Annotated in this window: 10 protein-coding genes and 1 pseudogene; 7 read left to right on the top strand and 4 right to left on the bottom strand. The window is 69.3% G+C overall.

What is annotated here, in order from left to right:
- The first annotated feature begins 82 nt into the window (after nucleotides 1-82).
- Genes QHF84_RS00040 through QHF84_RS00055 form a run of 4 tightly spaced genes read left to right on the top strand, consistent with a single transcriptional unit; the run spans nucleotide 83 to nucleotide 4,855 of the window.
- A complete protein-coding gene (locus QHF84_RS00040; RefSeq protein ID WP_281311037.1) occupies nucleotides 83-1,177 on the top strand; it encodes an ABC transporter ATP-binding protein in 1,095 nt (364 codons plus the stop codon).
- Nucleotides 1,174-1,896, top strand: a complete 723-nt coding sequence (locus QHF84_RS00045) for an ABC transporter permease subunit (protein WP_281311038.1) — start codon at nucleotides 1,174-1,176, stop codon at nucleotides 1,894-1,896. The genes QHF84_RS00040 and QHF84_RS00045 overlap by 4 nt, the downstream gene beginning before the upstream one ends.
- On the top strand, nucleotides 1,887-3,848 hold the full coding sequence (locus QHF84_RS00050) for a Gldg family protein (protein WP_281311039.1): 1,962 nt from the start codon (nucleotides 1,887-1,889) through the stop codon (nucleotides 3,846-3,848). The genes QHF84_RS00045 and QHF84_RS00050 overlap by 10 nt, the downstream gene beginning before the upstream one ends.
- A complete protein-coding gene (locus tag QHF84_RS00055; protein WP_281311040.1) occupies nucleotides 3,845-4,855 on the top strand; it encodes a DUF4340 domain-containing protein in 1,011 nt (336 codons plus the stop codon). Before QHF84_RS00050 ends, QHF84_RS00055 begins: the two co-directional genes overlap by 4 nt.
- Nucleotides 4,856-4,977: 122 nt before the next feature.
- Here QHF84_RS00055 and xerD read toward each other — a convergent pair whose 3' ends face one another.
- Nucleotides 4,978-5,868, bottom strand: a complete 891-nt coding sequence (xerD, locus tag QHF84_RS00060; RefSeq protein WP_281311041.1) for a site-specific tyrosine recombinase XerD — start codon at nucleotides 5,866-5,868, stop codon at nucleotides 4,978-4,980.
- Nucleotides 5,869-6,044: 176 nt separating this feature from the next.
- On the opposite strand from xerD, the gene QHF84_RS00065 reads away from it, so the two are divergent.
- On the top strand, nucleotides 6,045-6,965 hold the full coding sequence (locus QHF84_RS00065) for an N-formylglutamate amidohydrolase (protein ID WP_281311042.1): 921 nt from the start codon (nucleotides 6,045-6,047) through the stop codon (nucleotides 6,963-6,965).
- Between the two features lie 133 nt (nucleotides 6,966-7,098).
- Entirely contained in the window at nucleotides 7,099-8,244 is a 1,146-nt protein-coding gene (locus QHF84_RS00070; RefSeq protein ID WP_281311043.1) for a hypothetical protein, read from the top strand.
- Nucleotides 8,245-8,664: 420 nt separating this feature from the next.
- Here QHF84_RS00070 and QHF84_RS00075 read toward each other — a convergent pair whose 3' ends face one another.
- Nucleotides 8,665-9,714: a hypothetical protein gene (locus tag QHF84_RS00075; RefSeq protein ID WP_281311044.1), complete on the bottom strand. Its 1,050-nt coding sequence runs from the start codon at nucleotides 9,712-9,714 to the stop codon at nucleotides 8,665-8,667.
- Nucleotides 9,711-10,829 (bottom strand): prephenate dehydratase domain-containing protein, encoded by a 1,119-nt coding sequence (locus QHF84_RS00080; RefSeq protein ID WP_281311045.1) that lies wholly within the window; start codon nucleotides 10,827-10,829, stop codon nucleotides 9,711-9,713. The genes QHF84_RS00075 and QHF84_RS00080 overlap by 4 nt, the downstream gene beginning before the upstream one ends.
- A 147-nt stretch (nucleotides 10,830-10,976) precedes the next feature.
- Here QHF84_RS00080 and QHF84_RS00085 point away from each other — a divergent pair, with 147 nt between their 5' ends.
- Complete coding sequence (locus QHF84_RS00085) at nucleotides 10,977-11,108, top strand: hypothetical protein (RefSeq protein WP_281311046.1); 132 nt, start codon at nucleotides 10,977-10,979, stop codon at nucleotides 11,106-11,108.
- A gap of 26 nt (nucleotides 11,109-11,134) precedes the next feature.
- Here the strand turns inward: QHF84_RS00085 and QHF84_RS50210 are convergent.
- Nucleotides 11,135-11,362 (bottom strand): annotated as a pseudogene (locus QHF84_RS50210) (zinc ribbon domain-containing protein); the annotation flags it as partial.
- Nucleotides 11,363-11,564 lie beyond the last annotated feature (202 nt).

Genomic DNA, 11,564 nt, shown 5'->3' on the forward strand with positions numbered 1-11,564 from the left:
CTCGACGTCGGATCCCGACGAGGTCGGGAATCACGGGCGCGTGCTTCTGTTATAAGGGCGCCGTCGCCGGGGAAGCCGGCGCATGACGAAGGCTTTTGCCGTGATCGAAATCGTCGACCTCTACAAATACTACGGGGAGAGGAGGGCGGTCGGGCCGCTCTCGTTCTCCATCGAAGCCGGCGAAATCGTGGGCTTGCTCGGGCTCAACGGCGCCGGAAAGACCACCACGCTCCGCATCCTGGCTTGCGATCTGCTCCCGTCTTCGGGCTCGGTCCGCGTGAACGGGCTCGACGTCGTGGAGAGCCCGCACGAGGTGCGGTCGCTGATCGGCTACCTGCCGGACACGCCTCCGCTCTACGGCGAGATGACGGTCCGCGCCTACCTGCACTTCGCCGCGCGCCTGCGGGGCCTCTCGAAGGCCTCCGCGGACAAACGCGTGCCCGAGGTGCTGGAGGCGACGGCGCTCGCCGAGGTGCAAGACCAGCTCATCGCGTCCCTGTCGCACGGGTACAAGCAACGTGTCGGCATCGCCCAGGCCATCGTGCACGGGCCGAAGCTGCTCGTGCTGGACGAACCCATCAGTGGCCTCGACCCTGTGCAGATCGTGGAGATGCGCGAGCTGCTCCGCAGCCTGAAGGGCGAGCACACGATCCTTTTGTCCTCCCACATTCTCTCCGAGATCAGCGAGACCTGTGATCGCCTCCTCGTGATCCGCGACGGCCAGATCGCCGCGACCGGCACCGAGGCCGAGCTCAGCGCGAAGCTGCTCAAAAACCAGCGCGCCCTTTTGACGGTGCGCGGCGACGAGGAGAAGGCCAAGGAGGTCGCGAGCGCCGTCGCGGGCGTGGTGTCGGTCGAGGCGATTGACGCGACGGAGGGCGGCGAAGGCGTGGTCACGCTCCAGATCGAGTCCGACGGCGACGCGCGCGAGGCGGTGTGCCGCGCGCTCGTGACGGCCGGGATCGGGCTCCTCGAGGTGCGTCGCGGCGAGCGGGAGCTCGAGAGCGTGTTCCTGGAGCTCGCGGGCGCAGAGACGACGGACGGCGGCTCCGGGGCCGCGCCGAAGAAGAAGCGGGCCGGCAAGAAAGGCGCAAAGAAGGCGCGCGCCTCGGCCGGCGAGGGTGATGCCGGGGCGAAGGACGCCGCGGCGGAAAAAGAGGACGGGAGCGGGACATGAGAAATGCTCTGCTCGTCGCAGGGAGAGAGATCGGCTCGTACGGGCGATCCCTGCTCGGCTGGGCCATCGGGGCCGCGGCGCTGCTCGTCGAGGGCGTGTGGTTCAGCGCGAACGGCCTGTCCGGATCGCGCATGTCGGCGGACGTGCTCCGCGAGTTCTTCAACGGCGCGAGCGGCGTCACGATGATCGTGGCGGTGCTCATGTCGATCCCGCTGCTCGCGGGAGAACGGGAGCGCGGGACGCTCGTCCTGCTCAACACGGCGCCGATCCGGGACGTCGAGATCATCGTGGGCAAGTACCTCGCGGCGCTCGCGATGATCGGGCTCATCACGCTGATCAGCGTGTACATGCCGCTGCTCATCTTCGTGAACGGCAAGGTGAGCCTCGGGCACGTGGCCGTGGGCTACACGGGCATCGTGCTGCTCGGCTCGGCCGCGCTGGCGATCGGGATGTTCACGTCGGCCGTGAGCCGGAGCCAGGTGATGGCGGCGATCCTCGGCGGGCTTTTGCTCGCGGTGATGGTGACGCTCTGGCTCGTCGCGAAGGTGACCGAGCCGCCGGTGAACGGCGTGCTCTCTGGGATGGCGCTGCACCACCAGCGGCAATTCCCCTTCATGACCGGCGTGCTCAAGCTGGAGAACGTGGTCTATTACGTGGCCGTCACGTACTTCTTCCTGCTCGCGGCCACCAAGACGCTGGAGGCGCGGCGATGGCGCTGAAACCGAAAGAGGCGGCTCCGGCCGCCGAGAAGGCGCCCGAGGCGAAGGCGGAACAACCCGCGGGCAAACCCGCGGCGCCGCCGAGCTATGCGCCCTTCCTCGCGCCCGCGTTCGTGGGCTCGCTCGTGCTCGTCTTCATCGGCGAGCGGTTGCTCGGCAACGTCGAGACCTGGCGGCTCGTGATCTCCTCGCTCGGCATGCTCGGCGCGGTGGCCACGACGGCGCTCCGGTTCTTGCACGCGTCGAGCGAGAAGGATCCGGAGCGGCGAAAGATCGAGCGCGCGCTCTCGCTCTTCGCGGCGCTCGGGCTCGTGGCCCTCGGGATCTACTTCGCGGCGAACACCGAGGTCGGTCGTCGCGCGCTCGGCATCCTCGACGCGACGCCGGACAAACGCGCCCGCTTCGACGGGGCGAGCACGGTCGCGTGGGTCGTCCTGATCCTCGTGTCGGTGTTGCCGCTCGTGTTCGGCGAGATCGCGCTCGCGCCCATGCGGCGCGCGCCCCGCGTCGAGGGCCGTCGCGTCCGCGCGGCGACCATCGCGGGCCTCTCGCTCGCGCTCGCCGTGGCCTACGCGGCGCTCTTCACGTACGCGGCCGGCGAGCTCGACGCGAAGGTCGACTTCTCGTACTTCCGCACGGCGAAGGCGAGCGAGTCGACGAAGAAGATCGTGACGAGCGCGCCGGACACCGTCGAGGTGCGCGCGTTCTTCCCGCCCTTGAACGACGTCGGCATGGAGGTCGAGGGCTACCTCGCGGACATCGCGAAGAGCGCGCCGAACTTCAAGTACGGCTTCTACGACCGGCTGCTCAACCCGCAGCTCGCGAAGGACAACAAGGTCACGCAGGACGCGGTGATCGTGATCCTGCGCGGGCCGACGCGCGAGACGCTCACGCTCGACAAAGAGATGAACAAGGCGGCGGCGAAGCTGAAGACGCTCGACGCCGACTTCCAGAAGGCCCTGCTCAAGGCGATGAAGGAGCAACGCACGGCCTACTTCACGGTCGGGCACGGCGAGCTCAACGAGGGCACGGGCGCAGCGGCGGCCGAGGGCCGGACGTCGAAGATCCTGCGTCGCTTGCTGGAGAGCCAGAACTACGCAGTGAAGGACCTCGGCATGCCGCAGGGCCTCGCGAACGCGGTGCCCGACGACGCATCGCTCGTCGTGGTGCTCGGCCCGGCGCAGGCGTTCTTGCCCGAGGAGATTGCCTCGCTCGAGAAGTACGCAGCGCGCGGCGGCAAGCTGCTCCTCGCGCTGGATCCGGAGACGAAGGGGGACCTCGCGCCGCTCGCAGCGCTCGCGGATCTCTCGTTCGATCCGACGGTGCTCGCCACGACCGACCAACTCTTCGTGCCGCGGCGCCGCAACGCCTCGGACAAGGCAAACCTCGTCTCGAACCGCTTCTCGTCGCACGCCTCGGTCTCGACGTTGAGCCGCGTCTCGCAGCGCGCGGTCGTGCTCGTTCCCGTGGCCGGATCGCTCGACAAGAAGGCCGGATCCGAGCCGAAGGTGGACTTCGTGCTCCGATCGTCGGGCGCGGCGTTCGCCGACAAGAACGGCAACTACGAGCTCGACGGCGACGAGAAGAAGGCGACGTTCAATCTCGCCGCAGCAGTGACGAAGCCGCTCGGCGAAGGCGTGGACAAGGCCAAGGTAAAGGGTCCGCAGGAGATGCGCGCCTTCGTGCTCGCAGACGCGGACGCGCTGAGCGATCTCGCGCTCGGTGTGGCCGAGACGAACCAGCTCTTCGCCGTGGACGCGGTGCGCTGGCTCGGCGGCGACGAGAGCTTCAGCGGAGAGATCGTGACGCCCGAGGACGTGCGGATCGAGCACACGAAGCAGAAGGACATGTTCTGGTTCTACGGGACCATCATCGGGGCTCCGGCGCTCCTCTTCGGCGTGGGGCTCCTCGTGACGCGGCGGGCGCGCCGCACGGCCGGGAGGAAGGCATGAACGTGGGACGCGGCCTCTTCGTCCACGTCGGGCTCTTCGTGCTGGCATCAGTCAGCGCGGTGGCCGTGTGGACCCGCGACGAGCAGCCCAAAGCGCTCGTGCAGACCGAAGCGACGGTATGGCCCGGGCGCCCGGCCGATGTCGCGAAGGTCGTCTTCGAGGGCAAGAACCGCAAGGTCTCGCTCGAATCGAAATCCGACAAGCTCGGCGCGTACTACCTCGGCACGCTGGAGCGCGAAGCAACGCCGCCTCCGGCAACCCCCGACGCAGGCGCACCGCCGCCCGCACCCGGCGGCAGCACGAAGACCGAGTTCGTCGGCGTGGGCGTGGCGCAGAAGCTCGTCGAGTCGCTCGCACCGCTGAAGGCCCTCCGCGCGCTCGGCCGCATCCCAGAGGATCGCGCGGCGGAGTTCGGACTCGCAGAGCCCGAGGGAACACTCACGGTCACGATCGGCGGCGCCGAGCGCAAGCTCGTGCTGGGCGGGACGACGCCCGGCGGCGGCGATCGTTACGTGCGCGAGCCGCAGACGGGCGAGACGTACGTGATCGACGGCGGCGCGATGCGTGATCTCGACACGGCAGAGTCGCGGCTCGTGGAGCGTGAGCTTCACGGGTGGAAGGAAGCCGAGGTCTCGACGGCAGAGCTCAGCGCCGGCGGGAAGAAGCGGCAAATCGTGCGCGGCGGGCCCGAAGGCAAGCGCTTCTGGGCCGATCCGGGAGCAGCCGATCAGAAGGACGAGACCGCAGCAAACTTCATGGCAAAGCTCGATCGGCTGCGCCCAACGGACTACGTGACGAGCGAGCCCGCAGGCAAGAACGAGGTGCTCCGCGTGGAGTACGCCGCAGGTTCACCGATCGGCTTCCTCGAGCTCGTGCGCGTGCCTGCGACGGATCCATTGAGCACCGTGGAGTACTTCGTGCGCACCGAGCGCACGCGCCTCTACGCGAAGGTCCCCAGGCAGACGGCAGAGCAGGTCGAGCAAGACCTCGGCTCCATCCTCAAGTAGACGCGTAGCGCCGGGGTTTCACCCCGGGCCCGAGCAGGGGCTGTCCGCCCCTGCACCCGGGGCCTGCGCAAGCGCTGGACCTCGGGTGCATCGACCGCGATGCGGTCGATGCAGAGGGCACCTCAGGAACGAGGATGCGCCCGGCGGTACACGGTGCGGACATGGTCGTCCGTGAGGTGCGTGTAGATCTCCGTCGTCGCGATGTCCGCGTGTCCAAGCAAGGCCTGCACGCTCCGCAAGTCCGCGCCCCCTTCGAGCAGGTGCGTCGCAAACGAGTGGCGCAGCTTGTGCGGTGAGCTCGGCTTCGTCACGCCGACCCCACGCGCATACGCGCCGAGCAGCTTCCACACGCCTTGCCGCGTGAGCGGTTTGCCCCTCGGCGACAGGAAGAGCGCATGCGTCATCGCCGCGCGCGGATGCTCCTTTCGCACGGCCAGATACGCATCGAGCGCGTCGAGCGCAGGCTCCCCGAGCGGCACGATCCGCCGCTTGCTGCCCTTGCCGAACGCGAACACGACGCCCTGCTTGCGATCCACGTCCGCAATCTTGAGCCCCACGACCTCACTCACGCGAAGCCCCGCGGCATACATCACGTGCAACATCGCGCGGTCGCGCAGGCCCCGGAACGACGCGCGGTCCGGCGCCTCCAAGATCCGCTCGATCTCCTCCACGGAGAGCACCTTCGGCAGCTTGCGGCTCGTCCGAGGCCGCTCCACGAGCGCCGACGGATCGGCCGAAATCGCTCGCTCCCGCAGCAGGAACTTGGAAAAACCCCGCACCGCCGAGAGGTGCCGCGTCGCCGAACGCGCGCCGAGCCCCTGCCTGCCGAGCTCGACGAGGTACGTCGAGACAACCGTCGCGTCGAGCTCCCCCGGCGCCGAGATCCCGCTCTTCTCGCAGAGCGCGCAGAGCTTTCCGAGGTCCCGGGCATACGCCTCCAGCGTGCGCGGCGAGAGCGCCCGCTCGACCCGCAGGTGATCCAGGTACGCATCTACCCAGGCGTGTAGGTCCACGCGGCGAGCCTACCGCTCCTCCCGGCCCCGCCGAAGAAATGCGCAAAGCGCAAGGGGAATGGCGCGGACGAAACTTGGTACATGGGGCGGACGCACGAACGTGACAAGAGGCCCTTCCGTGCTCCTTCGAGCGCTTCACCTGCGGCCGGGCGCTTTATGGGGTAAGAGTGTTCGCCGTGGTCGATCCCCGATACGACGATTGGGGGCTCCGCTCCGCCGGCGGAGCGATGCCGCCCAGCACCCAGTTCGAGGTCATCGAACCCAAAGGGGGCGAGACCCCCGTGGTCGTCGAGGTCCCCCACGCGGGTCTGTCCCTCGACGCCGAGACCCTGTCGTTCACCATCGCGCCCGCACGCAGCATCGCCCGCGACGCGGACCTGCACGTCGACGCCCTCTTCGAGGACGCGCCCGTCGAAGGCGCCACGCTGCTCTACGCCCGGGCGAGCCGGTACGTGGTCGACCTCAACCGCGGCGAGCAGGACGTCGACCACGACGCCGTCGACGGCGGAGGCCGCGCGCCCTGGCCCCGTGGCCTCATCTGGCGCCTCACCACGGACGGCGAGCCCATCCTGTCGCGCAGGCTCCCCCGCGCCGAGCTCGAGCGCCGCCTCGACCTCGTCTACCGTCCCTACCACCGCGTCCTCGAACAACTGCTCGCCCGCAAGCGCGCCCGGTTCGGCTTCGCCATCCTGCTCTGCGCCCACTCGATGCCGAGCCTGGCCCGCCGCGGCCACGAAAACGCCGGCGTCGCCCGGGCCGACATCGTCCCCGGCACCCGCGGCCGGACAACCGCCTCCGCCGCGGTCATCGACATGGTGGATCGACACGCGCGGTCTTGCGGCTACACAGTGCGCCACGACGACCCCTATCGCGGTGGATTCTCGACGGGCCACTACGGGACCCCGGCAAGCGGCATCCACGCCATCCAGGTCGAGATCTCTCGACGGCTCTACATGGACGAATCGACGTTACGGACGGATCCCCAGGGCTTCCAGAGTGTGCGAGAATTCGCTCGCACCCTTGTCGCCCGCCTCGCCTTCGCCGAAAACCCCACGACGCTCGACGCCCTCCGGGGGTATGCTCCGGGCGGTACCTGATCGACCGCGGGCGATCCAGATGGCCTCTCCAGCGCAGAACATGGACAGCCCGGCCTCGTCGAGGACGGCCTCCACCGGGACGACGAGCAGCGAACCGCCGCCATCGGCACGCCGCAGCGACCCCGCCGCCGCGATGGCCCCAAAGGCACTCGCCGAAGTCGAGCCCGCCGAGGCGCCCGCAAGCGCACCACGCTCGAAGCCGCGAGACCTCGCGGCCGTGGCAGACGGCGCGGCAGCCGTGGCAGACGGCGTCGAAGCCTCCTCCGACGGCGTCGCCGTGAGCGGGGTCTCCCGCAAGGTCGCCTCTTCCGCCGAGACGACGCCCTTCCCGGCGACCTCGGCGACGACATCCTCTCCACCGCCTTCGCTCGCTCCATCCTCGCCGCGCAGCGAGGAGCGCCCGCGCGAGACGCCAGCCAAGCCGCTGCTCGCGTCCGAGGCGCTCATGGAGGACCTCGCGCCCATCGAGCCCTCGCGGCAGGCCGCGCGGTTCTGGTGCGCCGCCGTGGGCCTCGGCTTCGCGGGGCTCGGCGCGTTGCCACTCGTGGGCGTGCGTCCCGGCGGTACAGTCGCGGCGCTCCCGTGTTTCCTGCTCGGCGGCGTCACGCTCGCAGCCGCGCTCACCCGCGTGAGTTACCGCCATCGCGGGGTGGCCATGCTCGTGCTCGGCATGCTCACGGCGCTCGTGGGCCTCGGCGGCGCCGGGCCAGCCGCAGGCATCGCGGCAAACGCGCCTCTCCTCGGCTTCGCGCGCCTGCTCGCCGCGACGACCTTGCCCGCTGCGCTGCTCTTTCGCGCCCGCTACCGCGCTTACGCCGGAGCCCGATGGCTGCTCGCCGGCGCATTCCTCTGCGCCCTGCCATTCGTGGCCCTGACGGTCTTGCGCTTGGCCCAGCTCTCGCCGGAACTCGCGACGGCCGGCTCGTTCGTCGCAATCGTGGTGGTCGCCGCGGCACTCGTGGGCTTCATGGGCTCGGAGACGACGGGCGCAGGAACGTACGTGGGCCTTGGCGTGCTCTGCGGCCTGGGCGCGGAGCTCGCGCTGTCGGACCTGAGCCGGCCCGGCGCGTTCGCGACGTGGCAAAGCGCGACGAGTACGATCCTCGCCGCCGTGGCATTCGGCGCCGCGACGGGGCTCTCCGCGCTAGGCCTCTTCCAGATCCTGGCGTGGCGGCTGTCCGACGACGCGCGGCGGATCGATCTGCACGCGGCGACGCCGGAAAAACCGCGCCGAAAGCCGGCGCCGCCGACCACGTCGGACTGGTCGTCGTCGGATTGAGCGGATGCGCGCGGAGCGGGGCGTTGCCCCGCACCCCAGCAGGGGGCTGTCCGCCCCCTGCACCCCGGACCAGCGCAAGCGCTGGACTCGGGGTCGATGAACTGCGCGATGCGCAGTTCATCGAACAGGCCGAGGCAAGACTGGCAAGGGGCTGGCCAGCCAAGGCAGCAGGGCTGACGTGTCCGCTGGGAGGCGGCAGCGCTGCCGTCTCGGCTGGCGAGGTCGTTCCTGGTCTTGCCAACGGGCCCGCTGGATGAACTGCGCATCGCGCAGTTCATCCACCCCCGGTCCAGGCCGTGCCTGGTCCGGGTCCAGGGGTGGACAACCCCGGGGTTTGGGGCGTAGCTCGGCTTGCCGAGCGTAGCCCCATCGTTGACCAGACGGGGTCCGGGGTGAAACCCCGGCGACACGTTGCCAGCCTCAGCGCGTCAAGAGCGGCCAGACCCACCCGCTCGACGGCGCCTGCCCTGCCGTCGCCTTCTTTGCGACATCGCCGAGCATTCCCAGCAGAAACCGTGCGAACGACGTGTCGACGGGCATCGTGAATGCGACGTCGTTCTCGCGCTGTGCCGCCTGCATCTGTGGCACTGGGCCCATGAGCCCGAGGGACGACAGAAGTCCCATGAAGCCCGTCAGCTTCTGCAGATCTGCGAGGTTCGTCGTCCCGGCTGCCGCCGACGCTGCGTCTGCGTACGTCAGCGACCCGGCGAAGTTCATGCCTGGCGGCTGGAAATTGCCGATCGTCCGCACCTTCTGCAGGCCTGTCAGGAAGGGCATCTTCTGCGTCGCGGCTTCGACCGTCCCTTGCCCGCTGATGTCGCCTGCGAGGGCGAACGCTGCGTTCGGCGTGTTCAGAAGCTCGATCATCCACGGCGCCACCGAGCGCTTGATCTCCGAGGTTCGCAGCCGATCGAGCGCGCGACGCATGCCCGTCTCGTTGCCTGTGAGCGCCGTGTGCGGCGTGAGCAGCACGAAGCCCACGTTCCCTGCGGTGTACAGGTCCATGTCCGCGTAGCGCGAGCGCACGAGTGGCAGGCCTGAGCTCACCTTCGTGCGCGCTTCGGCTGCGCGGTGGATCGAGGCGACGTCGAAGTTGCCCTGGACCACCGCGCAGAAGTCCGCGCCTTGCATCGCGTAGACCCCGCTGTAGATGCGCGTCACGTCGCGCGATGCGACGAAGTTCGACTCGGGGCCGAGTGGCAGCACCGCCGCGATGATCGAGCCAACGTCTGGGCCGAGGCTCGACTGGAACATGGCTGCCGCGTCGAGGTAGCCGAGCATCACGGGGTTACTCGGCAACAGTGCGACGGGGTCTCGATCGATCACTGCCGGATCGACCTGCCGGCCGCCGACGAGGACGAGGTTCTGTTCGCCGCCTCTGCAGCCGGAGGGCCCGAGGGCGAGGAGCGTGGCGGAGAGGGCGAAAGCGAAGAAGCGCCCCGGGTGGGCGCGACGGGCCGCAAAGGTCATGACGTTCGACGACGATCCTCCGCCTCGGTCGTTCGGTGCGTGGGCCGCTCGAGCGGGAAAGAGCCCACGATCTTGAGCATCTTCGCCTCTCGCTTGATCCCCTCGAGGGCGGCGACGAGGTTTCGGTCGGTCACGTGGCCGAAGACCTCGACGTAAAACACGTACTCCCAGCCCTCGCCCGGCACGGGCCGCGACTGGATGCGGCGCAGGTTGCAGCTCCGCTCCTTGAAGTGCTGGAGGATCTCGTGCAGCGCGCCCGGCTTGTCGTGCACGCCGAACAGGAGCGCGGTCGCGTCGGAGCCCGAGCGCGGCGCTGGCAGGCGCGAGACCACGCCGTACCGCATGCGCACCTCGCCTTGATCGCCGATGTTCTCCCGCGCCACGCGCACCGGCGCGTCGGGGGCGAGCGCCCCGCGCGGGACGATCGCGGCGCTGCCGTGGTTCTCTGCGGCGAGCTCGACGGCGGCGAACGGCGAGCGCACGTCGGCGACGGCCGTCCCTGGGTGGTTCGACTCGAGGTATCGGACCGTGGCTCCGTGATCCTGCGGCGTGACGAAGATCTTCTCGATGTCGCTCGGGCTCCCCGTGGCGTTCGCGAGGATCAGCACCTGCGACAGCTCGTGCTCGCCGACGAGCTTCAGATCTGCGGCGGCGATGCCCTGGATGGTCGGGAAGATCGGGCCGTCCTCGAGCGACTCGTAGGGCACGACGGCGAACTCGGCGCGCTCGCGGGCGACCTCGTCGAGGGCGCTGAGGACGGTCTCGCCGCGGACGAGCTCGGCGCTCGGGCCGAAGTGCTCGCGCGCGGCCATCCAGCCGAAGCTTCCTTCGGAGCCGAGGAACACGACCCGCGGCGCCACCTCGAAGACGCGGCAGGCGGCGTCGATGGCGGCGAAGGCTGTCCGGACTGCGCTTTGCGGCAGCGGCGGCTCGGCGGCTCGTTCGAGAGCGAGCAAGTGTTGCCCGTCTGCGATGGGCGCAAAACGAGCAGTCCCGCTGCGCAGCTTGATGATGTCCTGGGCGACACGCGCGCGCCGCTCCAGCTGGCGGAGCATCTGATGATCGATCTCCGCGAGCTGCGCACGAAGCTCATCGAGCCGCTTTCTCTCGTCCATACCCCGACAACCTAGCATTCCTCGGACCGACGCGGGGCGGCGTTACCGTACACGCTTGGGGGCGACGCTCCCTAAGAGAGCGGCCCCCAAGTCACGCGCGTTGGGACGAGAAGCCCGCGGCGCGCGGGGCTCGCGCTGGATCAGGGCGTGGCCGTCGAGGACGTCGACGACGTGCTCGACGAGCTCTCCGAGGACGAGGTCGACGAGGACGAGCTGCTCTCGGAGGAGCTTGTGCTGCTCTCGGACTTGGACGACGACTTGTTGCTGGACGAGCTGTAGAGGTCGGCGTACCAGCCGCCTCCCTTCAGGATGAAGCCCGTGCCGCGGGAAATCTGCCGTCGGGCGGTTTCCTTGTGGCAGCTCGGGCACTCCTTGAGGGGATCTTCACGAATCGACTGCTCGGTTTCCCACTCGTGAGTGCAGGACGTGCAGGCGTACTCGTAGGTAGGCATAAAGAATACCTCTCGGAATTTCGCCGTGCAGGTACGGCTTCGTTGGACGCCTGTCAAGGCGCCAGGGCGACTGCCAGCCATTCTGGCCACCCAGGGACCCGGTGGCTAGCCCTTTCGTGCCCACGCCGTACGTCCCGGGCATCGCCCTGAGGTTTTTGGCGTAGGGCGCCACCCCGGCGGCCCGGCGACCCGAACAGATGAACACCTTGCCGCGCCCCCCCGGCGGGTGTAACCCTAGCCTTGCGCGATGCGTGGCGGTACGTGGCATTATGTGACGCCATGT

It is taken from the genome of Polyangium sp. y55x31 (assembly GCF_029946505.1).
Lineage (GTDB): Bacteria > Myxococcota_A > Polyangia > Polyangiales > Polyangiaceae > Polyangium.

What these genes read in the sequence shown, in the direction of transcription:
- QHF84_RS00040 (WP_281311037.1), top strand. Translation starts at nt 83, where the DNA reads ATGACGAAGGCTTTTGCCGTGATCGAAATCGTCGACCTCTACAAATAC.
- QHF84_RS00045 (WP_281311038.1), top strand. Translation starts at nt 1,174, where the DNA reads ATGAGAAATGCTCTGCTCGTCGCAGGGAGAGAGATCGGCTCGTACGGG.
- QHF84_RS00050 (WP_281311039.1), top strand. Translation starts at nt 1,887, where the DNA reads ATGGCGCTGAAACCGAAAGAGGCGGCTCCGGCCGCCGAGAAGGCGCCC.
- QHF84_RS00055 (WP_281311040.1), top strand. Translation starts at nt 3,845, where the DNA reads ATGAACGTGGGACGCGGCCTCTTCGTCCACGTCGGGCTCTTCGTGCTG.
- QHF84_RS00070 (WP_281311043.1), top strand. Translation starts at nt 7,099, where the DNA reads ATGGCCCCAAAGGCACTCGCCGAAGTCGAGCCCGCCGAGGCGCCCGCA.
- QHF84_RS00075 (WP_281311044.1), bottom strand. Translation starts at nt 9,714, where the DNA reads ATGACCTTTGCGGCCCGTCGCGCCCACCCGGGGCGCTTCTTCGCTTTC.
- QHF84_RS00080 (WP_281311045.1), bottom strand. Translation starts at nt 10,829, where the DNA reads ATGGACGAGAGAAAGCGGCTCGATGAGCTTCGTGCGCAGCTCGCGGAG.